Origin of the sequence: Nonomuraea sp. NPDC049129, from assembly GCF_040648495.1 — a bacterium.
Classification (GTDB): Bacteria; Actinomycetota; Actinomycetes; order Streptosporangiales; family Streptosporangiaceae; genus Nonomuraea.
Genome location: NZ_JBEZDU010000009.1, coordinates 36,503 through 62,237, shown reverse-complemented (window position 1 = coordinate 62,237; position 25,735 = coordinate 36,503). Strand labels below are relative to the sequence as shown.

Sequence of the window (25,735 nt, the reverse complement as noted above, 5' to 3'; positions counted from 1 at the left end):
CGGCCGCGCAGGAGACGGATTCCCGCCCACGAGCTCTCTCGACCGATTGAACCGGTCGAGCCGATGCCCTCTCGCGGGGGACGGCGGCGAAGTCACGGCAGCGCCGGGATGGTGCGGTCGGTGATGAGGTCGCGGTACCAGTGCGCGCTGTCCTTCGGGGTACGCCGGAGCGTGTCGTAGTCGACGTGCACGATGCCGAACCGCTTGGAGTAGCCGTACCCCCACTCGAAGTTGTCCATGAGGGACCACACGAAATACCCGCGCAGATCGACGCCGCCCTGGAGGGCGCGGTGGGCGGCCACGAAGTGGCGCCGGAGATAATCGGTGCGCAGAGCGTCGTGCACGGCCCGCGTCCCGTCGGCCTCGACGGTGAGCTCGTCCGGGAAGGCCGCGCCGTTCTCGGTGATGATGAGGGCCTGGCCGGGGAATTCGGCGTGCAGGTGGAGAAGGAGCTCCTCCAGGCCGCCCGGATCGATGTTCCAGCCCATGTCGGTGTACGGTCCGGCCTGCGCGACGAACTCCACCTGGTCGGCCCCCGGCCAGGGCGAGCCGCCCATGTCCTTGTGGCCGTCGTTGCTCTGCCGCGGGCTGACGCCGTCCCAGAGACGTACGGTCGTGGTCGAGTAGTAGTTGACGCCGAGCAGGTCGAGCGGCTGGTGGATGACCGCGAGGTCACCCTCGTGGACGAACGACCAGTCGGTGACGCCGGCGGTGTCCTTGAGCAGGTCGGCCGGGTATTCACCGCGTAGCAGCGGCCCGGTGAAGGCGCGGTTGGCCAGGGCGTCGATGCGGCGCACGGCCTCCTCGCCGTCGTCACCCTCGCCCCGCAGGACGTGGAAATTGAGGGTGATCGCGTATTGGGGCGCGTTGGTGACCACCTGCCGCAGCTCCTGGACGGCCAGGCCGTGCGCCAGGTTGAGGTGGTGCACCGCCGCGAGGGCCGCGGCGCCGTCGGTACGGCCAGGGGCGTGCGCGCCCGAGCCGTAGCCGAGGTAGGCCGAGCACCAGGGCTCGTTGAGGGTCGTCCACACGGCGACGCGGTCGCCCAGGGCCTCGCCGACGATACGGGCGTAGTCGGCGAAGGCGTACGCAGTCCGGCGGTCGGTCCAGCCGCCCTCGTCCTCGAGCGCCTGGGGCAGGTCCCAGTGGTAGAGGGTGGCGACGGGGGTGATCCCGCGGGCGAGGAGGCCGTCGACGAGGCGGCTGTAGAAGTCCAGCCCCTTCGGGTTGGCCGGGCCGCGGCCGGTGGGCTGGATGCGCGGCCAGGCGATCGAGAAGCGGTAGGCCTCCAGCCCGAGCTCGCTCATGAGGTCGAGATCCTCTTCGAGGCGGTGGTAGTGGTCGTCGGCCACGTCTCCCGTGTCGCCGTTCCACACCTTGCCGGGCGTGCGGGAGAAGGTGTCCCAGATGGACGGCCCGCGCCCGTCCTCGTCGGCCGCGCCTTCGATCTGGTACGCGGCGGTGGCGGAGCCGAAGAGGAAGCCGGCGGGGAAGGTCAGGCCGGATTCGCGGTAGTCGTCGCGGTTGGGCGTCATGAAGAATCCTCGTTTCGTGGCGCCGTCAGGCGAGTTCGTAGGTCCAGCCGGAGGCGAGGGAAGAAGAGATGGAAACCTGGCCACCGGAGCGGGTGATGGTGAACACCTGGTCGGTGACCGTGAGGGTGGTCTCGCCGTCCGGTCCCGGGTACACGCGGAGGGTCAGGCCGTCGAGGTAGTCGTAGTCCGGCCGGTCGTCCCTGGCCCCGATGGGCAGGACGGCGCCTTCGCGTACGTAGATCGGCATCGAGGTGAAGCCGTGCGTCTCGGTGCGCCAGCGTCCGCCCTCGACGCGCTCGCCCGTCAGATGGTTCGTCCACGTGCCGTCCGGTAGGTAGACCTCGACCGTACCGTCTGGGCTGAAGACCGGCGCGATGAGCAGGTCGGGGCCCAGCATGTACTGGGTGTCGAGGTGGGTGACGTTGCGGTCCTCGGGGAACTCCATCGCCATCGGCCGCATGACGGGCGTCCCGCTCTCGTGGGCCTGGAGGCCCACCTGGAACAGGTACGGCATCAGGCGGAGCTTGAGTTTCGTGAACAGCCGGGTCACCTCGACCGCCTCCTCGTCGAAGGCCCAGGGCACGCGGTAGGAGGAGGAGCCGTGGAGCCGCGAGTGGGAGGACATCAGCCCGAAGGCTACCCAGCGCTTGAAGACGCCGGGATCCGGGGTGCCCTCGAAGCCGCCGATGTCGTGGCTCCAGAAGGAGAAGCCGGAGAAGGCGAGCGACAGGCCGCCGCGCAGGGTCTCCGCCATGGACTCATAGCTCGACCCCGTGTCGCCGCCCCAGTGGACCGGCAGCCGCTGGCCGCCGGCGGTCGCCGATCGCGCGAACAGCACCGCCTCGCCCCGGCCGCGCTGTTCCTCCAGCACCTCGAACACGGCCGTGTTGTAGAGGTGGGTGTAGAGGTTGTGCATCCGTTCGGGCGTGGACCCGTCGAAATAGGCGACGTCGAGCGGGATGCGCTCTCCGAAGTCGGTTTTGAAAGCGTCGACTCCCTGCTTTTGAAGTGCGCGCAGCTTGGACTGGAACCACCGGGTCGCGTCGGGATTGGTGAAGTCGACCAGCCCCATGCCGGGCTGCCACAGGTCCCACTGCCAGACCGACCCGTCGGGACGCTTCAGCAGGAAGCCCCGCTCGGCGGCCTCGGCGAACAGCGGCGAGCGCTGGGCGATGTAGGGGTTGATCCACACGCAGACGCGCAGGTCCTTCGCGCGCAGGCGGGCGAGCATGCCCTCGGGGTCGGGGAAGACGCGCGGATCCCACGCGAAGTCGCACCAGTTGAACTCGCGCATCCAGAAGCAGTCGAAGTGGAAGACCGACAGCGGCAGGTCGCGCTCGGCCATGCCGTCGATGAAGGACGTCACCGTCCGCTCGTCATAGTCGGTGGTGAACGAGGTCGACAGCCACAGGCCGTAGGACCACGCGGGCAGGTGGGCCGGACGGCCGGTGAGCGCGGTGTAGCGTTCGAGGATCCGCTTGGGCGTCGGCCCGTAGATCACGAAATACTCGAGGCTCTCTCCCGCGACCGAGAACTGCGCGCGCTGCACCGCCTCCGACCCGATCTCGTACGAGACATGCCCGGGATGGTTGACGAAGACGCCGTATCCGCGGTTGGTCAGGTAGAACGGCACGTTCTTGTACGCCTGCTCGGAGGAGGTCCCGCCGTCGGCGTTCCAGATCTCCACGGTCTGGCCGTTCTTGACCAGCGGCCCGAAGCGTTCGCCCAGCCCGTACACCACCTCGCCCACGCCGAGCGAGAGCTGCTGGGCGAGGTGGACGGAGGAGCGGGCGGCGCCGACCGGCGCCGAATCGACGTGCGCGTCCTCGGTGAGCCGGAAGTAGCCGATGGACTTGTGGCCGCTGGCGGTCAGCGGGCGGCCGTCACCGTGGAAGGACAGGTTCCACGGGGCTCCGGGCGCGATGGTCGCGCTCAGTGCCCCACTGGTGAGCGTCGCCCCGTTCGTGTCGTCCGCTTTGACGACGCCGTGGCCGTCCTCGGCGCCGGGCAGCTCGAAGCCGCGTTCCTCGCCGCCTCCCACGTGGTGGTCGACGCGTACGCGGATCACGTCCGGCAGCGGTGACGACAGGGTCAGCGAGAGCACCGGCCGGTTGAGCGTGTCGCCCCTGCGGTGGATGACGGTGGTGGGCGCGGTCACCGTGACCGTCCCGTCCTCCGCCCAGATGTCGTGAGCCTCGGCGGCGTACAGCGCGGTGACGCCGGGACGCAACTGCCAGAGACCGTCGGTGAACTTCATTAGTGGATCATCCCTTCAATCCGCCGGCCAGCAGGTCGGCGCGCCAGAAGCGCTGCAGGACCAGGACCAGAACGATCAGCGGGATGACGGACACGGCCGAGCCCATGATGACCAGCGAGTACAGGTCGCCGTCGCCCGCGCCCTTGCCCATGAACGTGTACAGGCCGAGGGTGATGGGGTATTTGTCCTGGTCGGAGAGCATGATGAAGGGCAGCAGGAAGTTGTTCCAGATGCCGACGAACTGCAGCAGGAACACCGTCACCAGCCCCTGCGTCATCATGGGCAGCACGATGCCGCCGAAGATACGGAACTCGCCGGCGCCGTCCAGACGGGCCGCTTCCAGCGTGCTCTGGGGGACCGCCGCGTTGGCGAAGACCCGGCACAGGAAGATGCCGAACGGGTTGATGATCACCGGCAGGAGTACGGACCAGTAGGTCCCGGCCAGGCCGACGGCCGCCATGAGCAGATACTGCGGAACGGCCAGCACGATGCCGGGCACCAGCACACCGGCGAGGATCACCGAGAACAGGACCTGGCTGCCCCGGAAGCGGAACTTGGCCAGGGCATAACCGGCCATGGCCGACACCAGCGTGGACAGGACCGCGCCGAGCCCGGCGTACAGCAGGGAGTTGAGCCCCCACTGCCAGAACTGGCCGCCCCCGTAGGCGCTCAGGTTGGCGAGGTTGTCGAAGAACCCGCTGCCGGGGGCGAAGGAGAAGGTGGTGAACAACTCGCGCGAGGTCTTCGAGGCGGCGGCGACCACCCAGACCACGGGGGCCAGACAGTAGAGCGCGCCGAGCAGCAGCACGATCAGCGCCAGCCGTGGCCGCCGCGCCGCACCCGCGCGGCGCCTGCGGAACTGGCGATCACCGGTGCGGCTCTGGAGGGCGGCGCTCATGCGTTGTCCCCGAAGGTACGGCGCTGGAAGAAGCGCAGCAGCAACATGGACAGGACCAGGATGCCCACGGCCAGGACGACGGAGGCGGCGGCGGCCCCGCCGAGATTGTCGTTCATGAACGCCTCTTGATAGATCTTCATCAGCGGCACCCAGGTGGAGCTGATGGTGGTCGACATCGGCCGCAGCGTGGCCGGCTCGCTGTACAACTGCAGGGTGCCGATCACGGAGAACAGGCCGGTGAGCACGAGCGCGGGCGCCACCAGGGGGATCTTGATGCGCCAGGCGATCTGCAGCTCGCCGGCCCCGTCGATGCGGGCCGCCTCGTAGATGGAGGTGGGGATGGCGCGCAGCGACGTGAAGATGATGATCATGTTGAAGCCGACGCCGGACCACAGCGCGATGTTGGCCAGGGAGAAGTACAAGGTGGGAAAGCTGAAGAAGTCCAGCGGCCCGGCGTGCAGCTGCTTGGCGAGGTAGTTGAGCGGGCTGGTGCTGGGCAGGTAGAGGAAGCCCCACAGGAGGCTGGCGATGACGCCGGGCACCGCGTACGGAAGGAAGATCGCGGTACGCGTGAAGCCGCGCGCCCGCACCCTGGGGGTGTCCAGCAGCAGCGCGAACAGCAGCGCCAGGCCCAGCACGCTGGGAATGGAGATGAGGCCGTAGAGCAGCACCCGGCCGAGCCCGGCGACGTATTCGGGATCGGTGAGCGCGGCGAGATAGTTGTCGAAGCCGACGAAAGTCTGCACCCGCCGCCCGAACGCGCCGCCGCCGTCGATGCGGAAGCCGCGGAAGCTCAGGTAGATCGCGTAACCGATCGGGATGATCAGAAACAGGGTGAACAACACGATCGCGGGCGTGGCGAACAGCCACGGGGTGGCGGCGCCGCGGAAGCGGAGGCGCGAGCGCCGGCCAGCGGGGTTGGCGGGCATGAGACATCCAGGATGGGGTCGGACCGAGGGCCCCGACGGGCCCTCGGCGTCTTACTTGGTGACGGTGTAGCCGGACTTCTCCAGGTCGGCGACGACTGCCTGCTGCGTGGCCTTGTATACCTCGCGGAAGGAGCTCTTGTTGAGCGCGGCCTTGTTGAGCGCGTCTCCGAACGCGGTCTGCGACACGTTCACGTTGGGTCCCCAGGTCACCGGGATGGTGGTGTTCTTGATCACCTGGTCGGCGACCTGGTAGAAGTCCTTCTGCTGCGGCATCAGCTTGGGCGGCTCGTGGCTCAGGGTCGCCTGGCGGCCGGCGTTGCCGCCGGGGTAGATGTCGAGGGAGAGCTGCAGCTTGGAGCCCTCGTCGGAGGCGCCGAGCCAGGCGGCGAAGGCCGCGGCCTCCTTGGCGTGCTTGGACTTCGCCGGCACCAGGAAGGCGGAGCCGCCCAGGAACGGGACGGCGGGGTCGCCGGCCGTCCACTGCGGCAGCGGCGCGGACTCCCACTTGCCGGCGGTGTCGGGCGCCACCGAGTGGATCACGTTGGGGGCCCAGGCGGCGGCGGCCCAGCTCAGCAGCTTGCCGTCGTTGACCTGAGCGTTCCATTCCGGCGTGAGCAGCGGCTCGACCTTGACCAGGTCCCGCTTCACGAGGTCCTCCCAGAAGTCGGCGGTCTTCAGCGACGGCTCGCTGTCGATGCCGACCTTCCACGCCTTGCCGTCGTTGCTCCACCATTGGGCGCCGGCCTGGGCGGCCTGCGCGGCGAAGAACTCCAGCTGGGCGGCGGAGAAGCTGGCGATGTAGGCCTCGGGGTTCTTCTTGTGGATCTGCTCGGCCGCCTTGGCGTACTCGGCCCAGGTGGTGGGGACCTTGGCGCCGTACTTGTCGAACAGGTCCTTGCGGTAGGTGAACATCATCGGCCCGATGTCCTGGGGCACGCCGTAGACCTGGTTGTTGAAGGTGGTCAGGGCCCAGATGTTGGGCTCGATGCCGGACTTGACGCCGGCCACGTCGGCGGTGACGTCCTTGACGGCCCCGGCCACCACCAGGGCGGGCAGGCCGCGGTACTCCACCTGCACCACGTCGGGGGTGTCGCCGGCCTGGTCGGCGGCCAGCAGCTTGGAGGCGGTGTCGGCGGTTCCGCCTACCTCTGACAGCTTGACGGTGACGTTCGGGTTCTCCTGGTGGTACTTGTCGATGATCGCCTTGGCCCGCGGATCGTTGCCCTTGAGGTTCCAGGTCCAGACCTGGAGCGTGACCGGGCCCTTGGCGGCCTCGGTGCCCGAGGTGCCCGAGGAGGGCGTGTCGCCGGACGAGCAGGCGGCCACGGTCGCCGTCAGGGCGACCGCGAGCGCGGCGGCCATCGTCCAGCGACGGCGCGGTCGGGGGGTCGGTGGGGTCATCACGGTCTCCTCGGACGGGTGGTGCACCACGGCGGAATGCCGGGTCGTGCGTTGGGAACTAACCTGATGTTAACGTTGTCATCCTGTCAAGCCCCCTGCTCGTAACAGAGCCGACACAGCTTCGGAGTCCACCCCCGTGCCCACCTTCCGCAACCCGGTTCTGCCCGGCTGCTATCCGGACCCGTCGATCTGCCGGGCCGGTGAGGACTTCTACCTGGTCACCTCATCATTCGCCTACTTCCCGGGCATTCCCCTGTTCCACAGCCGGGACCTGGTGAGCTGGCGGCAGCTCACGCACGTGCTCGACCGGCCGAGCCCGCTGTCGCTGGAGGGCCTGGACGTCTCCGACGGGATCTGGGCGCCGACCATCCGCCACCACGACGGCACCTTCTACGTGGTCTCCACCCTGGCCAGAAACCGGCAGGGCAGCGTCACCTTCGTCGTCACCGCCGACGACCCGGCCGGGCCGTGGTCGGACCCGGTGCCGCTGGAGGCCGAGGGCATCGATCCGTCGCTGTTCTTCGACGACGACGGCCGGTGCTGGTTCACCGCCTGCCGGGACGCCCGCCAGCCGACCGGCGGCGGCCCCGGCGAGCTGTGGATGCGCGAGCTCGACCTCGACCGGCTCAAGCTCGTCGGCCCGACCCACGTGCTGTGGCACGGCGCGGTACGCGGGGCGTGGGTGGAGGCACCCCACCTGTACAAGCGTGACGGCGTGTACTACCTGATCGCCGCCGAAGGCGGGACCGAGAGCAACCACAGCGTCACCGCGGCCCGCTCGAGTGCCATCACCGGCCCGTACGTCACCGATCCGCGCAGCCCGTTGCTGACCCACCGGCACCGCGGCTCGGCCGAGCCCGTCCAGAACGTCGGCCACGTCGACCTGGTGGACACCCCCGACGGCGAGACCTGGGCCGTGGCGCTCGGGGTCCGGCCGATCGAGGGGACGCACACGCTGGGCCGCGAGGTGTTCCTGGTGCCCGTCGCCTGGGGTGCTCATGGGCCGGTCTTCGCGCCGGAGGCGGGGGGCGTGCGGCTGTCGGAACGGCTGCCGTCGATCGCCACCGCAGGGCTGGGCGATGGTGCCTCTGCGGGATCGGGCGATGGCGCTTCTGCCGGGCTGGGCGATTGTGCCGCTGTGGTGGCGGGCCGGGTGCGTTTCGACGCGCCGGTGCTGGGCTTGGAGTGGAACAGCCTCCGGGGACCCGTCGACGACCGCGTCAGACCCTCGGCCGACGGGGGCGGTCTCGGCCTCGTCCTCGCCGCCGAGTCGCTCGCCTCCACCGGCGTGCCCACCTTCCTGGGGCGGCGCCAGCAGCATGTCCGCTTCGACGCGCGGACACACATCAGCTTCTCCGCGGCGCATCCGGCGGAAGAGGCCGGACTCGCCGTCTTCCAGAACCAGGACCACCACGCCACACTCGCCCTCACCGTGGACGATGGCGGGCGGTCTCAGGTGGTGCTGACCGTACGCCAGGCCGGTACGAGCACCCGCCTGGCGTCCCTACCGTTGGCGACGGGCGACGTGGTGCTGGCGGTCGAGGGAGACGAGGCCCGCTACGCCTTTCGCCTCAGGGAACCTGACACCGGGCAGTGGATCAGCCTGGGCGACGTCGAGCGATCCTGCTTGAGCACCGAGCGGGCGGGCGGGTTCGTCGGGGTGTACCTCGGCCTGTACGCGACCAGCAACGGCCGCTCCGCCAGCGGACGGGCGTACGCCCACTGGTTCGACTACCAGCCCCACGCCGAGCAGACCAGCGTGCCCCGGACGACGGGTTAGTCAGCGCGGCGGCCGGGGCGGCGCTGTGCTGCGCCGGACCACCAGCTCGGGGGCGATCCGCTCGGAGGAGGCCGGCTCGCCCTTCATCATGCGCAGCACCTGCTGGATGGACCGCTCGCCGAGACCGACGAAATCCTGGCGGACCGTGGTGAGCGCGGGCACCAGGTACGCCGCGCCGGCGATGTCGTCGAATCCGACGAGCGAGATGTCGTCGGGCACCTTGACGCCGAGTTCGGCGAAGGCGGCCAGCACCCCCATGGCCACCTGGTCGTTGCCGGCGAAGATCGCCGTCGGTAGCTCGCCCGTACTGCGGGTGACGAGGTAGTGGGCCAGCCGGTAGCCGCTGTTGCCGGTGAAGTCGCCCTCGAGCAGCTCGCCGTGCGCGTCCGGCGTCTCGGCCAGCGCGGCCCGCCAGCCCTCGACGCGTTCGCGGGCGTCGAAGGTGCGCAGCGCGCCGGTCAGATGAACGATGCGGCGATGCCCGAGCTCCAGCAGGTGGCGTACGGCGAGCCGCGCGCCGAGCTCCTGGTCGAGCTCGACGAAGCCGACATCCGGGTTGGGCACGTTGCCGGACATGATCACCGACATGGGCACGCCGGTGACGATGTCGGCCAGGGCGTCCATCACCATGGGCCGGTCGGCGATGACCGCGATGGCCTCCACCGCCTGGTCGGTGAGCCGCTGCAGCGTCTCGGTCAGGTCCTTGGTGGTGCCGCCCTGCCAGGCGGCCAGGTTGAGCCAGTATCCGGCCCGCTGCGCCGCGGCCTGTACGCCACGCAGGACGCGGGGCAGCTCGTACAGCTCGGCCCCGGCGAGGACCACGCCGATCGTCGAGGACCGGCGGCTCTTGAGCGCGCGGGCCACACTGTTACGGCGATAGCCGAGCTTCTCGATGGCGGCCTCGACCCGGGCCCGGGTCTCCGGCCGGACCGACGGGTGATCGTTCAGGACACGGGACACGGTGACGTGCGACACGCCGGCTTCGCGTGCCACATCCACCATGCCTGGTGCCCGGTTCATGTCCCTCACTCAGCTTCCACCACGACGCCCTGGCCTGCCCGGTGTCAGGTCGATCGTGTCACACCCGCCGCGCACTCCGGCCGGGCGAACGCGCACGCGAAGGTCGATGGTGTCACACCCGCCCCGTACTCCGGCCGGAGAAGGAATGGCGACCACGCGAAGCCGGGCTTGACGCTGCGTCCCCGGCCCGCCGTATCAAGGCGCGTAGACCGCGTCAGCCCTGACCGCCGCGCGCGGTTACGGCGCCGACCACAGCGTGCTGAGGCTCTCCGGGGGCTACGACGCCGACCACAGTGTGCCGATGATCTGCTGGAGGATCTCCGGGGTCGCTCCGGCCGGCTGCGCGTAGACGCTCAGCTGGTTCAGCAGATGGCGGTACGGCCGGACGTCGGCGTCCCTGGTGAGGTACTGGGTGTCGGCGGTCTGTTCCAGATGGACCACGTCAGGCAGGTCCGCCTCGGCGAAGCGCAGGACGGTGAAGGGTTCCACCCCCTTGCCGTGCACGAAGGGCAGCACCTGGAGGGTGACGTGCGGCAGCTTGACCATCTCGTGGAGATGCTCCATCTGGGCGCGCATCGTCACGCTGTCGCCGACCTGACGGCGCAGCACCGACTCATCCATGACGACCCATAACGTACGGGGCGTGGGTGGCAGCAGAAGTCGCTGGCGGTGCATCCGCAGGGCGACCCGGCGCTCGATCAGCTCGGCGTCGCCGCCTTCGTGGCTCTGCGCGATGACGGCTCGGGCATAGTCCTTGGTCTGGAGCAGGGCCGGGACGTGCTGGTCCTCGTAGGTGCGGATGATCGTGGCGTCCTGCTCCAGCCCGAGAAACGCCTCGAACTCGTCGGGAATCACGTCTCGGTAGTCCTGCCACCGGCCAGGAGCATTGGCCTGTACGGCCAGCGCCAGCACGATCTGGCGTTCGTCCTCGTCGACGCCGTAGAGGCTGAGCAGGTCGGCCACATCGCCGAGCGGGAGACCGATCCGTCCGCCTTCCAAGTTGGTGATCTTGGACGCTGGGCAGCCGATGGCGGACCCCGCCTCACTGCGGGTGATTCCGCGGGACTCGCGCAGCCGCCGCAGACGTACGCCGACCAGCATCCGCAAGGCCGTCGGCCCGGAACGCTGCCCTGCGTCGCCTGAGATTTCCGTCGAGTCGCCACTGCCCCGAGGAGTCGGCATTTATGCTCCCAATTCGGCAAATCGCCACGCCGCGATCGTCATCATCTTGTCACATGAGACAGCTGAGACACCATATTTCCTGTCGGTCCCATCCGGCTGCTCCTTCTTCACCGTGCACTTGTTCGGTTCCATCATCGCTGAGGGTGGCCGACCTCGCCCGGACTTGGGGAACTGCCCCGCCACTTCATGCGGAAATATCCAACTTTATCGTCCTTCGCGGTATAGCGCGGGTAAAGCGCGGCCACTAGGTTTCAGTAACCACGGAGGCGACATTAGAGGAGGGTTTCGTGACGGACGAATCGCCTGTAGGGGGCTCGCCGATTCACCGGCATATCGACACATCTGTCCCGCACGCTGCGCGGATGTGGAACTATTGGCTCGGCGGCAAGGACCACTATCCGGTCGACCGCCAGGCCGGTGATGCGTTCAGCAAAGAGTTCCCGGAAATCGTGAGGATCGCTCAACTGTCTCGGCATCTGCTGGCCCGCATCGTCCGCTATCTGGTCCAGGAGCAGGGGATACGTCAGTTTCTCGATATCGGCACCGGGCTGCCCACCGTGGATAACACCCACGAACTCGCCCAGCAGGCCGACCCGACCAGCCGCGTGGTTTATGTGGACAACGATCCGCTCGTGCTGGTGCACGCCCAGGCCCTGCTCGTGGGCACTCGCGAAGGCGCCACCGACTACATCGAAGCGGACTTACGCGACCCGGACGCGATCTTGGCTGGTGCCTCCAGGACCCTGGACTTCAGCCGGCCGGTCGCGCTCATGCTGATGGGCATCATGGGCTATGTACGTGACGACGAGGGACCGACGGAGATCGTGACGAGGCTGATGGAGCGCCTGGCCCCCGGCAGCTACCTGGCGTTGTGGGACGGCGTCAACCTCGTCACCGGCCAGGCGTTGGACCAGGCCCAGGAGAACTACAACGAGGGCGGCGGCGTGCCCTACAACCTGCGCGACGAAGGGCAGATCACCGCCTTCTTCGACGGCATGGACCTCGTGGCGCCCGGCGTGGTGTCGTTGCCGCAGTGGCGTCCCGACCCCGACCCGTTCCAGGACTCCACGGAGCGGGTGGACGCGTTGTGCGGGGTGGCGCGCAAGCGATAAGCCCGCCGATGACGCCCGCACGAGACCCTCGCCTGAGCCCGCCTATGACGCGCGCACGAGACCCTCGCCTGATCCCGCCGATGACGCGCGCACGAGACCCTCGTCAAGCCCGCCTATGACACCCGCGCAAGCCCCTCGTCGGCCGAACATCAACCTCGCGGTCCTGCGGAATCCCGCCTTCCGGCTGCTCGCCTCGGCGCAGCTCGGCTTCGTGCTGGGCGAGCAGGTTCTGGCGATCGCCGTCACCGTCTCCGTGCTCAATGCCGGGGGTGACGCGTCCGCGGTCGGCTCCGTGCTCGCCGCCAAGGGCATCGCGTCATTGTGCCTGCTCCTGGTGGGCGGCGTCTGGTCCGATCGCCTCCCCCGGCGGCGGATTCTGATGATCATGCTCGCCGTGGACGCCGTCGCGGCGCTCGTCCCGGTCTTCGTCCTCGGCCAGCGTCTGTCCGCCTGGTTACTGGCCGCCGTTCTCTTCGCCGTCGGCGCGGCGGAGTCGTTCATCCGGCCCGCCTTCAACGCGATGCTGGCGGGCACGCTGACGGAAGACCAGCGCGTGTCCGGCCGCGCCCTCGTCAACATCTGTACGCGCCTGGGCGTCATCGCCGGGCCCGTGGTCGGCACCCAACTGGCGAGCGGTGGCGAGGCGCTCCCGTTCGTGCTGGCCGGGGTCGTCTTCGCGGGCGGGGCGGCCGTGTTCCGCCGGGTGCCGGAACCACCGTGGACGCCGGTGCCACGCCGCTCGCTGCTGGGTGAGGCGCTGCTGGGGTTCGCCGAGGCGGGGCGCCGGCCGTGGTTGTCGGCCCTGCTCCTGTTCTCGCCCGTCAGCCTGATGTTCGTGATCGCCCCGAGCCAGGTGCTCCTGCCGCTGATGAGCCGGGAGACCTTCGGGTCGTACGCGGCGTACGGCACGGCGCTCGCCTTCTACGGTGCCGGCGGTCTGATCAGCAGCGTCACGATGATGGCCTGGGAACCGCGGCGGCCGGGCGTCGTGGCCATGTGGTCGATGTCCCTGTACGCGCTGGTCCCGCTGGCGCTCCTCTTCGCCCCCTCCGCCTGGGTGCTCTTCTTCTGCTACCTCGTGGCCGGCTTCGGTGTCGAGACGTACGCCCTCACCTGGGACGTCGCGATGTACCGGGAGGTGCCCGACCAGCTGATCGGGCGGATCACCTCGCTGGCGTGGCTCAGCACGTTCGGCCTCATGCCCTTCGGCCAGGCGCTGACCGGGCCGCTGACGAACCTCATGGGCGACCACGCCGTCCTCTTGGGCGCTGCTGGGTTGGTGCTGGTGATACCGCCATGCCTGCTCCTCGTCCGGGGGATGGCCGAGATGGGCGGCACCCGTACGCCGACGAAGGACGGATGAGCGCTCAGAGGGCCTCCGCCGCGGGATCGGTCCGGTACGCGCACCAAAGCGTGATGTCATAGCCGATGCCCAGCACGGCGCCGACGATGAGGGGCGCGCCCAGCGCCACCAGGGTGCCCGTGAGCAGGGCCGTGGCGGCGAGCGGGCTGACGGACACGGCGATGCTCCGCGCCAGGCTGGTCATGCTGGCCGCGGTCGTCCGATAGGCAGGGGGTACGACGGCGGCGGTGAAGGCCTGCCTGGCCGGTACGTCGATCTTGGAGACCGTCTGGCGGAGCAGCAGCAGCGCGACCGCGCCACCCAGGGTCGGGGCGAACGGGATGCCGGCCAGCAGCAGGTTGGCGGCCAGGTGGGGGAGCAGCATGGCGGTCAGCAGCCCGCGCCGGGCGGCCAGCAGGGGCGCGGTGAGCTGGGCGAGGGCCGGGAGCAGGTTGGCGGCGAAGCACACCAGGCCGAGCTGCGCGGTGGTGGCCCCGTAGCGGTGGGCGAACCACCAGGCCAGGACGGCCTGGACGGCCATCCCGCCGGAGAAGGCGTCGAGGGCGAACAGCGCGGCCAGGCGGCGGACCGGTCCGGGCACTCGTAGCCGGGGCCCGGTCTGGCACTTCTCAATAGACGCGGCCTCGGCGTCCGGTGTGAGGTGCCAGAACAGCAGTACGGTGCCGCCCGCGAGCAGCGCGTACACCGCGAAGGCGGCGTCGGCGGCCGACACCCACGGCTGGAACGACAGCGCGGCGGCGGCCAGCCCGCCCAGGGCGCCGGCCGCCATGGCGGTGACGTTGTAGCAGGTGAAGACGAGGGTGTGCCGGACCGGGGCGCAGGTCTGGGCGAGGATGGACTGCTCCACCCCGGAGAACGGGGTGTTGTCGTTGGTGGACGGCGAGATCGTGCCGATGAAGGCGGCGGCGAGCAGGACGGGATAGGACTCACTGACCGCGAACGCCAGACCGGCGACGGCCATCAGGCAGCCGCAGGCGATCAGCGTGCGCCGGCGTCCCCAGCGGTCGGCGAACAGGCCGAGCACCAGGCTGGCCAGCACCGAGCCGGCGGCGGCCACGGTCAGGAGCAGGCCGGTCTGCCAGGGTTCGGCGCCGTCCTGGGCGAGCAGTTCGGCCAGGAGCACGCTGGTACATCCGTAGCCGAACGTTCGCAGCGCTCGGGCGGCCATGACGAGCCGCCCGTTGCGCCCTACTTCGACCAGAAAAGGGGTCCTGACCTGCTTGTTCGTCATGCGGCATCATCGCGCGGGCGGCCGTGCGGACGCGCGGCAACGCCTATAGATCTTCCTGCGCCGGGGCCGATCATCGGAACACGCCGGTGTGGCCGAGGGAGTGGCGTCCGGGCTGGGGGTAGATGCACAGCCCGTGCGGGCCCCGGCCGACCTTGATCTTGTGGAGCAGCTTTCCGGTCCTGGTGGACAGGACGTAGACGACGCCGTCGTACCTTCCGGACAGCCAGAGCTGCTTGCCGTCCGCCGACACCCCGCCCATGTCGGGCGAGCCGCCGCCTGGGATCCGCCACCGTTCGACCACCTCACGGGTGGCGAACGAGACGACGGAGACCGTCCCCTCGCCCCTGTTGGAGACGTAGAGCCGCCGCGAGTCCCTGCTGACGTACAGGCCGTGCGCCCCCGCGCCGGTGCGCAGGAAGCCCACCCGCCGGAACGTGGTGGCGTTGATGATCCACACACCGCCCGCCATCATGTCGGCGACGTAGAAGAGCCGGCCGTCGGAGGACAGCTTGACGTCCTGCGGCATGTTCGCCGACCCCACACCGATCACCTTCTTCACACGGGGGCGCTCCCAGTCGATGGCGACGATCTGGCCGGAGAACTCGCAGCTGGCCAGGAAGGCCGATCCGTCGGCGGTGAAGTCGCCGTGGTTGATGCCCCTGCAGGGCATGTCGAGGGAACGGATCAGGCGCATCGTGTGCGGGTCGCGGAAGTCGAGGCGGTTGTTGCGTTCGGCCATGACCAGCGCGTACGAGCCGTCGGGGGTGAAGTACAGGTTGTACGGATCGTCCACGGGCACCGGCTTGCCGGGGCGGCCCGTGACCGGGTTGATGGGGACGAGCCGGTTGCCCTGATTCTCGTTGATCCACAGCGTCTTCAGGTCCCAGGAGGGCACGACGTGCTGCGGCAGGGCGCCGACCCGGAAGCGGCGCACGACCCGGTAGGTCCGCGGATCGATGACGTCCACCGTGTCCGACTCGCTGTTGGGGACGTACACGCGAGGGGTCATCTTCTCCACCCGCGGGCTCAGCATCCCCGGCCGGTCGTGGGCGTAGACGTCGGTCACGCGTGCGGCTACCGGCGCGTGCCGGTGCGGTCGCGGCTTCAGCGGCTTCAGCTGCTTCGGTAGTGGCGCGGCGGCGTGGTCCGCAACCATGGGAGCGGGGGGCGAACCGCAGGAAGCGGCGGCGACGGCGACCGCTCCCAGCATGATCGTCATCCTCGGCAGTCGCATGCGCCACAGCCTAGGAAGGCGTTCGGCAGCGCCTGTCGACGTCCGGGTCAGGGTTGCGTCAGGAAATCACGGTGGCCATTACCCGCCTGTGGGGATAGGCAGAACATGCTGGAAGTAGCGCTCGAAGAGGCAAGGAAGGGATTCGCCGAGGGCGGCGTACCGGTGGGGGCGGCGCTGTTCGCGGCGGACGGCACGCTGCTCGGCCGGGGCCGCAACCGCAGGGTCCAGGACGGCGACCCGTCGGTGCACGGCGAGACCGCCGCGTTCCGCGACGCCGGGCGGCAGCCCACCTACCGGGGCACGACCATGGTGACCACGCTGTCGCCCTGCTGGTACTGCAGTGGCCTGATCCGCCAGTTCGGCATCCCGCGGCTCGTCGTGGGGGAGTGCCGGACCTTCATGGGCCAGCACGAATGGCTCGCCCGGCACGGCGTGGAGGTGGTGGTGCTCGACTCCCAGGAATGCGTCGACCTCATGACCGCCTTCATCGCCGCCAACCCCGAGCTGTGGAATGAGGACATCGGGAAATGAGCCCCGCCCTCGGCCGTCGAGCCTGGCAGGCTGGCGGCCATGGGATTCGGGGTTCGTCAGTTCGAGCTGACCTTGATGCATCGGATGCGTGATCTCAACGCCGAACGGGTGGAGGACGCGCTCATGGACATGGGCGCGTCCCGGGCCGAGCTTCGCGCCGCGCACACGCAATGGACGAGGATGGCCCACTCCGTCCGTAGCAGGAAGGGCCTGGGCGCGTTGCGGACGATGCTCGGTCCGCCGTCGTACGAGGGCACGACCCCGGTCGGGAGCCTGACCTGCCGGGTGGCTCGGTGGGCGCTGCCGTCCTGGCCGGACCTGGAGTTCGAGGCGCTGATCGGGCCTGACGGCGCGATATGGAACCAGTGGTTCGTCCGTCCCCACGGCGACAAGGCGCTGGCCTTCGTGGACCTGGTCCCGTGGGGGTGCGTCGTCGGCGACGTCGTGACGAGTTTTCCGGGGGCCGCCCAGGGCGAGGGCTCGGCGCCGCAGCATTGGGTGGTCGACTTCGCCCATGAGGGCACGGACTACCGGGCCCGGTTCGTGTACGGCCTGTTCCAGCGGCTCGACCGGGCCTGACCGGGGCGCGGCGGCCGAGGCATCAGGGAGGCTTACGTCGGCGGCCATCTGACCAGGGGCCACGTGTCTCAACCGGGGAGCGTCTCGCCGCCGATCGGGGCCAGGATCTCGCCGGTGTAGTACGACGACAGCCGTTCGGCCGCGAAGAAGACGTACGAGGGCGCGATCTCGTCCGGATCGGCGGCCCGCTTCATCGGTACCTGCTTGCCGAACTGCTCGACCTTCTCCTTCGGCATCGTCGCGGGGATCAGCGGGGTCCAGACGGGGCCCGGCGCCACGGCATTGATCCGGATGCCCCGATCGACGAGGCTCTGCGCCATCGAGTAGGTGAAGGCGTTGATCGCGCCCTTGGTCGTGGCGTAGTCGATGAGCGACTTGTTGCCGCGCAGACCGTTGATCGACGAGGTGTTGATGATCGCGGAGCCGCTGCGGAGGTGGGGTAGCGCCGCCTTGGTGACGTGGTAGTAGCTGTGGATGTTGACCGCGAAGGTGTGCTCCCACTGCTCCTCGGTGAGCTCCTCCAGCGAGTCGACCGGCGCCTGGTAGGCCACGTTGTTGACCACGATGTCCAGCCCGCCCAGCTCGGTCACCGTCTGCGCGACGACGGACGCGCAGTGTTCGCGCTCGGCCAGATTGCCGGGGAGCAGCACGCAGCGCTGCCCCGTCTCCTCCACCAGCTTCCTGGTGTGGGCGGCGTCCTCGTGCTCACTCAGGTAGGCGATGGCGACGTCGGCCCCCTCCTTCGCGAAGGCGACGGCCACCGCGCGGCCGATGCCCGAGTCGCCACCGGTGATCAGCGCGCGCTTGCCTTTCAGCAGCTCAGTGCCGGTGTAGTCGCGCATCTCATCGCGCGGCTCGGGGGCCATCTCCCCGGTATGTCCGGGATAGGGCTGGTTCTGGGCAGGTGGCGTGCTGTCTGGTTGCTCGGGCATGGCCCCCGAATGCCCCCGCTCGGGTACGGATAACGTCTGCCGGTCGTATATTTCCGCCCTCGCGGGTCTGTGGTGTCCCGCGCGGGCCAGATTGGCGCACATGGGCAGACCCATCCGGCCCACGCCAATGAATCCGATCTTCGGCAGTCGCGAATCGAGCATGCGGACTTCCTGTCCGCCTCGCTCACGAATCAACATGCGTAAGAACCTCTTCGGCTACGCCCACAGATGGCCGTGCTCGACCGCTTCCTCCGGATCCGGACATTCGGCGATCCTGGACCCGTGTGGACAGCGACCGCCGAGAGGCGTGAGCGATGATGTCTGCGCAAACATGAGTGAGTGGGGAAGGAGGTGGCCGTGAGCGAAACCGGACGCCGGCTGCCCGCGCGGGCCTCAGCGGTCGTCATCGGGGGTGGCGCCATGGGCGTCAGCTCGGCCTACGCGCTGGCCGCGGCCGGGGTCAGCGACGTGGTCCTCATCGACAAGGGGCCGCTGGGCTCGGGTTCGACCTCGAAGGCCGCCGGGGGAGTGCGGGCGCAGTTCTCCGACCGGGTCAACGTCCAGCTCGCCGTACGCAGCCTGGAGACCTTCGACACCTTCGCCGCCCGCTTCGGGCAGGAGATCGACCTGCACAAGGTGGGCTACCTGTTCCTGCTCGACTCGCCCGAGTCCGTGGCGGAGTTCGAGAAGAACGTCGCGATCCAGAACGACCTCGGCGTGCCCAGCAGGATGATCTCGGTGCGCGAGGCCGCGGAGCTGTCGCCGCTGATCGACACCGACGGCCTGCTCGCCGCCGCCTACTCGCCCACCGACGGCCACTGCACGCCCGAGTCCGTGGTGCTCGGCTACGCGGGCGCGGCCCGCCGGCTCGGCGCGCGGCTGCTGCCCAACTGCGCCGCGACCGGCATCGAGACGGTGGACGGCCGCATCGTCGCCGTCCAGACCGAGGGCGGCCGCATCGAGACCGACACCGTGATCTGCGCGGCCGGCGCCTGGTCACGTCCCATAGGCGACTGGGTGGGCGTCGACCTGCCGGTGAGCCCGCTGCGCAGGCAGATCCTGATCACCGAGCCGATCCCCGCTCTGCCGCCCACGACGTTCACCATCGACTTCGGCACCACGTTCTACTTCCACCGCGAAGGTCCCGGCCTGCTGCTGGGCATGTCCGATCCCGACGAGACGCCGGGGTTCAAGTTCGACCGGTCCGACGCCTGGCTGCCGAGGCTGGGCGAGGCCATGGCCCGCCGTGCCCCGGCCCTGCTGGAGACCGGCATCGCCACCGGATGGGCCGGCCTGTACGAGGTGACGCCGGACCACAACGCGCTCATCGGGACCGCCCCGGACGTCGACAGGTTCATCTACGCCACCGGTTTCTCCGGCCACGGCTTCCTGATGAGCCCGGCCGTCGGCGAGGTGGTCCGCGACCTCTACCTGGACCGGACGCCGTTCGTGGACGTCAGCGGCTTCGACGCGAGTCGCTTCGCCCTGGCCGGGGCCAGACCGGAGCTCAACATCGTCTGAACGGCGGCACACCGGACGGGCGGGCGGCGGACGTCGGGCCCTGTGACCGGGCCCCTAAGCTGGCCACATGGGTATGGTCGGGACGGTCGGGCTGGTCTTGCATCCACGGCGCGACTCCAAAGAGGCGATCGACACCATTTTGAGCTGGGCCGCCGCCAGGGGTGTCACCGTCATGGGGCTCCCGGAGGAGGTCGGCCGCATCGACTGCAGCGCCGTGCCGGTCGACGTCGACCTGCTGACCGAGCGGGCCGACCTGCTGGTGAGCCTCGGCGGTGACGGGACGATGCTGCGCACCATGCGGCTCATCGCCGGGCGGAAGACGCCGGTGCTGGGGGTGAACCTGGGACGGCTGGGGTTCCTGGCCGAGATCGACATCGCGGAGTTGCCCGCCACGCTGTCCGCCATCGACGGGCACCGCTACACGATCGAGCCGCGCATGGCCGTGCGGACCAAGCTCGACGGGGCCGAGGAGCTGATCGCGTTCAACGACATCGCTCTGGTGCGCATCCCGGGCGACGGCATGGCCGCCGTCTCCGTCATGCCGGGTGACGATCCGTTCGTGCGCTACGCGGCCGACGCCGTGATCGTGGCCACGACCACCGGGTCCACCGCCTACAGCTTCGCCGCGGGCGGCCCGATCGTGTCGCCGCGGGTGGCGGCGCTGCTGGTCGTGCCCGCCGCCGCCCACTCATCGTTCAACCGGGCGCTGGTCCTGCCCGCCGACGAGGAGGTGACGCTGGAGCTGCTGCCCACGAGCGGGCGGCTGGCGGTGGAGGTGGACGGGGCGGTGCTGGGGCATCTGTGCCCCGGTGACCGTGTCACGGTGGCCGCCATGCCGGCCGCGGCCAACGTGGTGCGCATGGGGACCACGTTCTACGAGCGGGCCCGGCGCAAGCTGCGGGTGGACGGCAGCGCCGAGGTCGACTGAGCATGGATTCGGTGCGCATTCCGCTGGCCGGCGCCGAAGTCGATCGACCGTGGATAGGGTGCCTTCCGCCGGGTAGGCGCCGGGGTATGGCGACGCTGGTGGGCACGTCCGGGTGGCAGTACAAAGACTGGCGCGGCATCCTCTATCCGCAGGAGGTCCCGCAGCGCCTCTGGCTGGAGACGTACGGCGAGACGTTCCCCACCGTCGAGAGCAACAACGCCTTCTACCGCCTGCCCTCACCCGAGTCCTTCGCCGGCTGGCGGGACCGCACACCCGACGGGTTCGTGATGGCCGTCAAGGCCAGCAGGTTCCTCACCCACATCAAGCGGCTGGCCGATCCGGAGGAGCCGGTGGAGCGGCTGATGAACGCCGCCTCGGCGCTCAAGGACAAGCTCGGCCCGATCCTCCTGCAGCTCCCGCCGACCCTGAAGGCCGATCCGGACCGGCTCGCCCGCTGCCTGGACTGCTTCCCGAAGCACGTGCGCGTCGCGGTCGAGCCCAGGCACCCGTCGTGGTGGACGGACGAGGTCCGCGAGATCCTGGCGGCCCGTGACGCCGCCCTGTGCTGGGCCGACCGGCTCGGCAGGCCGGTGAGCCCGTTGTGGCGCACCGCCGGCTGGGGATACGTGCGGCTGCACGAAGGGCGGGCCACCCCTTGGCCGTCGTACGGGGACACGGCGCTGAAGACCTGGGCCGGGCGGGTCAAGGAAGCCGGTTGGCCCGACGTCTACGTCTACTTCAACAACGATCCGGGGGGAGCGGCCGTGCGGAACGCGATTCGCTTTGCCAAACTCGTCTAGTGCATACCCGCCTTTATCGAAACGGTGTCCTGGAGAAAGAGGGCTTCCCGGTCGAGGAAGTCTCGGACTATGTGGGCGACGAGGCCAACACCGTCTGGTTCGACCTGTGCGCGCCGACGCCGGAGGACCTCGCCGTGGTCGGCGAGGAGCTCGGCCTGCACGAGCTCGCCGTCGAGGACGTGCTGTCCGACCACCAACGCCCCAAGGTGGACATCTACCAGAACCACCTGTTCATCACCGTCTACGGGGTGCACTTCGACGACGGGCGGCTCGATCCGGTCGAGGTCAACGCCTTCGTGACGAAGAACGCGCTGGTCACCGTCCGCGAGAGCGACCACTTCGACATCGGCGAGGTGGTCAAGCGCTGGGACGCCGACAAGCGGCTGGCCGGCCACGGGGTGGCGTTCCTGCTGCACGGCCTGCTGGACTACGTGGTCGACGGGCAGTTCGACCTCGTCCAGGAATTCGACTCCAGAGTGGAGAACCTGGAGGAGCTGCTGTTCGAGGAGGCGCCGATCGACGGCAGGCAGCTGCAGCGGACCATGTACGACCTGCGCAAGAACATGGCCGGCTTCCGCAAGATCACCATGCCGATGCGCGAGGTCATCGGCACCCTGCTCCGCCGCGACCAGGAGCTGGTCGCCGACCCGGTCATGGCCCCCTACTACGAGGACGTCTACGACCACGTGGTACGTGTCACGGAGTGGACCGAGTCGCTGCGCGATCTGCTGGCCAACATGCGGGAGACCCGCCTGGCCCAGCAGGGTTTCCGGCTGAACGAGATCATGAAGCGGGTCACCAGCTGGGCGGCGATCATCGCGGTGCCGACCGCGATCACCGGCTTCTACGGCATGAACGTGCCCTACCCGGGTTCGGGTCAGCCCTGGGGCGTCTGGGTGGCGTCGGCGCTGGTGGTCGTGGCCTCGGTGGCGCTGTACGCGATCTTCAAGAAGAAGGACTGGCTGTAGGCGCGGGGGCAGGGGCCGCCCCGGCCGTCGAGCGCGAGCCGCACCGTCAGCCGTACCTGCGCGGCTCCCGAGGCGGGGTAGAGGGGCAGGCAGCGGCCGCCCGCGATCAGCGTCCTGCGTCCGATCGGGGTGGCGATCAGCGGCAGCTCGTCGTAGGTCGCGGGGACGGCCAGGCGGAGCGTCCAGAGGCCCGCCGCGTGGCCGCGTTCGCCCTCCAGCGCGTAGTAGTCGAGCACGCCGCCGCTGGTCGAGACCACGGCCCGCATGGTGAAACGGCGCCCTTGGACGGTGAACACCTCCGCCGACGGGGCGTGGTAGATCGAATGGATGTAGCCGATCGCGAACACGCCGGACGGCGGCAGGAGCAGCCCGTCCACGGCCGGGCGTCCCGCGCCGGAGGCACCGGCCGTCAGCAAAATCACCAGCGCGAGGGCGAGGCGGATCAGCCCTTCTCCTTGTAGTAGCGGGCCGCGCCCGGGTGCAGCGCGACCGGCTCCACCTGCTGGCCGATCTTGACATCGAGCTTGGCCGCCTCGGGGTGAACGGCCGCGAGCTGGGCCTTCTTCTCGAACAGCGTCTTGGTGATGTCGTACGCGAGCTGTTCGTCCATCTTGTCGGGCACGAGCAGGACATTGGCCACCCCGACCGTCTTGACGGTGCCCGGCAGCTTGTAGAGGGACATGTCGATGTCGAGCCCGATGTACTCCTTGCCGTACTTGGCCTGCATCGGCGCGAGCAGGTCGGCGGTGTCGAGCAGCTTCATGTCCGGCTTGCTGGTGGCCAGGTCCACGATGCCGCCCGTGGGCAGCCCGCCGACCCAGACGAACGCGTCGATCGTGCCGTCCTTGACGGCCTGGACCGACTCGTTGATGGACAGTTGCTGCTTGGAGATGTCGGAGTCGGGGTTCAGGCCGGCCGCCTCCAGCAGGCGCCTGGCCAGGACCTGGGTGCCGGAGTTGGGCGGGCCGATCGAGACCCGCTTGCCCTTCAGGTCGGCGACCTTGCTCGCGGCGAGGCCGGGGGCGACGACGACGTGGGCGTAGTTGTCGTAGATGCGGGCGATGGCCTTGATCGGCTGCTTGGCGGTGAAGGACCCGGTCCCGTTGACGGCGTCGGCGGCCGTGTCGCTCTGCGAGAAGGCGATGTCGGCCTTGCCGGTGGCCAGCAGCTTGATGTTCTCGACGGAGGCGGAGGTGACGGACGCGGTGGCCTGGGTGTTGGCGATGTTGTCGGTCAGCTGCTTGGCCAGGCCCCCGCCGTACACGTAGTAGACGCCGGTCGTGCCGCCCGTCGCGATCGACAACCGGTGGCCCGAGCCGCTCACGTCGCCGCAGGCCGCCGCCCCGGCGGCCAGTGCCGTGGCGGCGAGTACCGCAAGGATCCGCTTCACGCTGGGACTCTCCTTCTCCTGATGAGGTGCACGGCCGCCGCGACGGCCAGGACGGCCAGGCCCGCGACGATGGGGACGGGTTCGAGGAACAGCAGCAACACGGCCGCCACGGTGGCCAGCAGCCGCTCGGGCCACCCGGTCACCCCGCCGGTCGCCATGGCCAGGGCCGCCACAGCGACGGCCGAGACGGCGGTCATCAGCAGCACCGTGCCGATCGGTCCCTGCCCGAGCAGCGCCTGGCCGTTCGGCGTGAGCACGAACGCGAACGGCACCAGGAACGCGGGCAGCGTGTAGCGCCAGGTCATCATCATCGTCTTGTAGGTGTTGCCGCCGGTGATCGCCGCCGCCGCGACGGCCGACAGCGCGGTCGGCGGGCTCACCTCGGACAACACCGCGTAGTAAAAAACAAACATGTACGCCTCGGCGGACGTGACGCCGAGCGTGGTGAGCGCCGGCGCGATGATCACCGCCGCGATGATGAAGCTCGCGGTCACCGGTACGGCCAGGCCCAGCAGCATGACCGCGACCCCGGACATGAACGTCGTCAGGATGAGGTTGCCCGCGGCGACGTCCACGATGATCGCGCTGAGGTTGAGCCCGAGCCCGGTCTGGGTGATGACGCCGACGATGATGCCCGCCGCCGCGCACACCGCCGTCACGGGCAGCACCTCCAGCGTGCCCTTGGCCAGCGCCTGCGCGGTCCGCTTCGGGCCCATCCGGTGCTCAGGATCGAGGAAGGACAGCGCGAACGCGATGGCGGTGGCGATCACGACCGACTGGAACGCCGACCGGTCCAGCGCCATCAGCACGATGATGAGGATCAGCGAGCTGAAGTGGTAGCCGAAGCGCAGCAGCAGCCGGCCCGCCTTCGGCGCGTCCACCGGGACGGCGTGGGTGCCGAAGCGGCGCGAGTCGATCTCGATGGCCAGGAAGATGCCCAGGTAGTACAGGATCGTGGGGATCGTCGCGTAGACGAGCACCTCGAGGTAGCTGACCTTGAGATACTCGGCGATGATGAACGCCGCCGCGCCAAGCGTGGGCGGGGAGAGGATCGCCCCGATGCCGCCCGAGGCGAGGATGCCGCCCGCCGCCTCCTTGGGGTAGCCGGCCCGCCGGAGCACCGGCCAGGCCACGCTGCCGAGGCTGACCGTGGTGGCCACGCCGGAGCCGGAGACGGTGCCGAGCAGGAAGCCGGCGGTGGTGACCGTACGGCCGGGGGCGGCGCGGGATTTGCGGAAGGCGGCGAAGCTCAGGTCGATGAAGAACTTGCTCGCGCCCGAATAATCCAGCACGGCGCCATAAATTGTGAAAAGGATGATGTAGCTGGCCGCGACCTGCATGGGGACGCCGAAGAAGCCCTCGGTGCCCGTGTAGAGCTGCGACACGATCTGCGCGAGGTCGAAGCCGCGATGGCCTATCGTCCACCCAATCGGCAAATATGCTCCGAAATAGGCATAAGCCAGGAAAATTAGGCAGATGATGGTGAGTGACCAGCCAACCGTGCGGCGGACCGCTTCCAGCAGCAGCACGGTCAGCACCAGGCCGGCCGCGATGTCGAGCCCGGTCAGCGCCGCGCCCGAGCCCCGGTCACGGAACGCGTCGATGTCGAGCAGCGGGTAGACGAGCACCGCGAGCGCGGCCGCCGCCAGCAGCCAGTCACCCACCCCGGGCCGATCGACCACGTCACGGCGCGCCTCCTCGGACGGCTGCGCGGGCGGTGCCGCGCCGCGTACCCGCCGGAGCGCCGACGAGATCCCCGAGCGATAGCAGAGGAACACCAGCGGCAGCGCCACCGCCAGGAACGTCAGCCGATGCTCCAGCGCCTCGACCGGCCTGAACACCACCACCAGTGAGTACGCGGACAGCAGCCCGCCGACGATCCATACGCCGAGCCGCAGCGTCCCGGTCAACCGCCGGGCCGGACGCTCCTGCTCGTGGGCCGACACCAGCTCCGCGTCGCGGTCGCTCAGCTCGGTCAAGTGTCCTCCCTGACAGGGCGTTTGAAGGGACTTTACGAGTCCTTTACGCAATGAGGAAGGCCCAGTTCGGTACAGGAATCTGGACGGCGGCGATCGGCGGGCAATTCGGCCGCGACGCTTGGCCGGTGTTCCGGAATGGCAGGCCGCAGCCGGAAACCGCAGTGT

General features: G+C 69.5%; 22 protein-coding genes. 9 read left to right on the top strand and 13 right to left on the bottom strand.

Going from position 1 to position 25,735, the window contains the following annotated elements:
* Positions 1-92: 92 nt before the first annotated feature.
* From AB0B64_RS28025 to AB0B64_RS28005, 5 genes are read right to left on the bottom strand one after another with little or no spacing between them, the layout of a single operon-like run.
* Positions 93-1,535, bottom strand: coding sequence for a GH1 family beta-glucosidase (locus AB0B64_RS28025; RefSeq protein ID WP_357945944.1), 1,443 nt, complete (start codon positions 1,533-1,535; stop codon positions 93-95).
* A 25-nt stretch (positions 1,536-1,560) separates the two neighbouring features.
* Positions 1,561-3,792: an alpha-xylosidase gene (yicI, locus tag AB0B64_RS28020; protein WP_358180775.1), complete on the bottom strand. Its 2,232-nt coding sequence runs from the start codon at positions 3,790-3,792 to the stop codon at positions 1,561-1,563.
* Positions 3,793-3,799: 7 nt separating this feature from the next.
* Positions 3,800-4,690, bottom strand: a complete 891-nt coding sequence (locus tag AB0B64_RS28015) for a carbohydrate ABC transporter permease (RefSeq protein ID WP_358180772.1) — start codon at positions 4,688-4,690, stop codon at positions 3,800-3,802.
* Positions 4,687-5,619, bottom strand: coding sequence for a sugar ABC transporter permease (locus AB0B64_RS28010; protein ID WP_357945952.1), 933 nt, complete (start codon positions 5,617-5,619; stop codon positions 4,687-4,689). The genes AB0B64_RS28015 and AB0B64_RS28010 overlap by 4 nt, the downstream gene beginning before the upstream one ends.
* A 51-nt stretch (positions 5,620-5,670) precedes the next feature.
* The gene (locus AB0B64_RS28005) at positions 5,671-7,020 is read right to left on the bottom strand and encodes an extracellular solute-binding protein (protein ID WP_358180769.1); all 1,350 of its coding nucleotides are present in this window, start codon (positions 7,018-7,020) and stop codon (positions 5,671-5,673) included.
* Positions 7,021-7,156: 136 nt separating this feature from the next.
* Between AB0B64_RS28005 and AB0B64_RS28000 the strand changes: the two genes are divergently transcribed.
* The gene (locus AB0B64_RS28000) at positions 7,157-8,800 is read left to right on the top strand and encodes a glycoside hydrolase family 43 protein (protein ID WP_358180766.1); all 1,644 of its coding nucleotides are present in this window, start codon (positions 7,157-7,159) and stop codon (positions 8,798-8,800) included.
* Here AB0B64_RS28000 and AB0B64_RS27995 read toward each other — a convergent pair whose 3' ends face one another.
* Together AB0B64_RS27995 and AB0B64_RS27990 are read right to left on the bottom strand one after the other, a co-directional pair.
* On the bottom strand, positions 8,801-9,820 hold the full coding sequence (locus AB0B64_RS27995; protein WP_357945959.1) for a LacI family DNA-binding transcriptional regulator: 1,020 nt from the start codon (positions 9,818-9,820) through the stop codon (positions 8,801-8,803).
* 276 nt (positions 9,821-10,096) lie between these two features.
* Complete coding sequence (locus tag AB0B64_RS27990; protein ID WP_357945962.1) at positions 10,097-11,002, bottom strand: helix-turn-helix transcriptional regulator; 906 nt, start codon at positions 11,000-11,002, stop codon at positions 10,097-10,099.
* A 287-nt stretch (positions 11,003-11,289) separates the two neighbouring features.
* Between AB0B64_RS27990 and AB0B64_RS27985 the strand changes: the two genes are divergently transcribed.
* Together AB0B64_RS27985 and AB0B64_RS27980 are read left to right on the top strand one after the other, a co-directional pair.
* Complete coding sequence (locus AB0B64_RS27985; RefSeq protein WP_357945965.1) at positions 11,290-12,114, top strand: SAM-dependent methyltransferase; 825 nt, start codon at positions 11,290-11,292, stop codon at positions 12,112-12,114.
* Between the two features lie 115 nt (positions 12,115-12,229).
* Positions 12,230-13,477 (top strand): MFS transporter, encoded by a 1,248-nt coding sequence (locus AB0B64_RS27980; RefSeq protein ID WP_357945968.1) that lies wholly within the window; start codon positions 12,230-12,232, stop codon positions 13,475-13,477.
* A 4-nt stretch (positions 13,478-13,481) separates the two neighbouring features.
* Here the strand turns inward: AB0B64_RS27980 and AB0B64_RS27975 are convergent, their stop codons facing one another.
* Both AB0B64_RS27975 and AB0B64_RS27970 read right to left on the bottom strand, forming a co-directional pair.
* A complete protein-coding gene (locus tag AB0B64_RS27975) occupies positions 13,482-14,708 on the bottom strand; it encodes an MFS transporter (RefSeq protein WP_357945971.1) in 1,227 nt (408 codons plus the stop codon).
* A gap of 70 nt (positions 14,709-14,778) precedes the next feature.
* Complete coding sequence (locus tag AB0B64_RS27970; RefSeq protein ID WP_357945974.1) at positions 14,779-15,942, bottom strand: YncE family protein; 1,164 nt, start codon at positions 15,940-15,942, stop codon at positions 14,779-14,781.
* Positions 15,943-16,047: 105 nt separating this feature from the next.
* Between AB0B64_RS27970 and AB0B64_RS27965 the strand changes: the two genes are divergently transcribed.
* Both AB0B64_RS27965 and AB0B64_RS27960 read left to right on the top strand, forming a co-directional pair.
* Complete coding sequence (locus AB0B64_RS27965) at positions 16,048-16,473, top strand: nucleoside deaminase (protein WP_357945977.1); 426 nt, start codon at positions 16,048-16,050, stop codon at positions 16,471-16,473.
* Positions 16,474-16,512: 39 nt separating this feature from the next.
* Positions 16,513-17,052: a hypothetical protein gene (locus AB0B64_RS27960; protein ID WP_357945980.1), complete on the top strand. Its 540-nt coding sequence runs from the start codon at positions 16,513-16,515 to the stop codon at positions 17,050-17,052.
* 68 nt (positions 17,053-17,120) lie between these two features.
* On the opposite strand, the gene AB0B64_RS27955 is transcribed toward AB0B64_RS27960, so the two are convergent.
* Positions 17,121-18,146, bottom strand: coding sequence for an SDR family oxidoreductase (locus AB0B64_RS27955; RefSeq protein ID WP_358180763.1), 1,026 nt, complete (start codon positions 18,144-18,146; stop codon positions 17,121-17,123).
* A gap of 195 nt (positions 18,147-18,341) precedes the next feature.
* On the opposite strand from AB0B64_RS27955, the gene AB0B64_RS27950 reads away from it, so the two are divergent.
* The 4 genes from AB0B64_RS27950 to AB0B64_RS27935 all read left to right on the top strand — a co-directional run bounded on the left by AB0B64_RS27950 (position 18,342) and on the right by AB0B64_RS27935 (position 22,201).
* The gene (locus tag AB0B64_RS27950; RefSeq protein WP_357945986.1) at positions 18,342-19,505 is read left to right on the top strand and encodes an FAD-binding oxidoreductase; all 1,164 of its coding nucleotides are present in this window, start codon (positions 18,342-18,344) and stop codon (positions 19,503-19,505) included.
* A gap of 67 nt (positions 19,506-19,572) precedes the next feature.
* A complete protein-coding gene (locus tag AB0B64_RS27945) occupies positions 19,573-20,433 on the top strand; it encodes an NAD(+)/NADH kinase (RefSeq protein ID WP_357945988.1) in 861 nt (286 codons plus the stop codon).
* An 86-nt stretch (positions 20,434-20,519) separates the two neighbouring features.
* Positions 20,520-21,233, top strand: coding sequence for a DUF72 domain-containing protein (locus AB0B64_RS27940; protein WP_357945991.1), 714 nt, complete (start codon positions 20,520-20,522; stop codon positions 21,231-21,233).
* Positions 21,233-22,201 carry a magnesium transporter CorA family protein gene (locus AB0B64_RS27935; protein WP_357945994.1) on the top strand — a complete coding sequence of 323 codons (969 nt, stop codon included), beginning with the start codon at positions 21,233-21,235 and terminating at the stop codon, positions 22,199-22,201. The genes AB0B64_RS27940 and AB0B64_RS27935 overlap by 1 nt, the downstream gene beginning before the upstream one ends.
* On the opposite strand, the gene AB0B64_RS27930 is transcribed toward AB0B64_RS27935, so the two are convergent.
* From AB0B64_RS27930 to AB0B64_RS27920, 3 genes are read right to left on the bottom strand one after another with little or no spacing between them, the layout of a single operon-like run.
* Positions 22,111-22,623: a DUF1850 domain-containing protein gene (locus tag AB0B64_RS27930; protein ID WP_357945997.1), complete on the bottom strand. Its 513-nt coding sequence runs from the start codon at positions 22,621-22,623 to the stop codon at positions 22,111-22,113. The genes AB0B64_RS27935 and AB0B64_RS27930 overlap by 91 nt on opposite strands.
* Positions 22,624-22,643: 20 nt before the next feature.
* Entirely contained in the window at positions 22,644-23,591 is a 948-nt protein-coding gene (locus AB0B64_RS27925) for a TAXI family TRAP transporter solute-binding subunit (protein WP_358180760.1), read from the bottom strand.
* Positions 23,588-25,570 carry a TRAP transporter fused permease subunit gene (locus tag AB0B64_RS27920; protein ID WP_358180757.1) on the bottom strand — a complete coding sequence of 661 codons (1,983 nt, stop codon included), beginning with the start codon at positions 25,568-25,570 and terminating at the stop codon, positions 23,588-23,590. Before AB0B64_RS27920 ends, AB0B64_RS27925 begins: the two co-directional genes overlap by 4 nt.
* Positions 25,571-25,735: the final 165 nt, after the last annotated feature.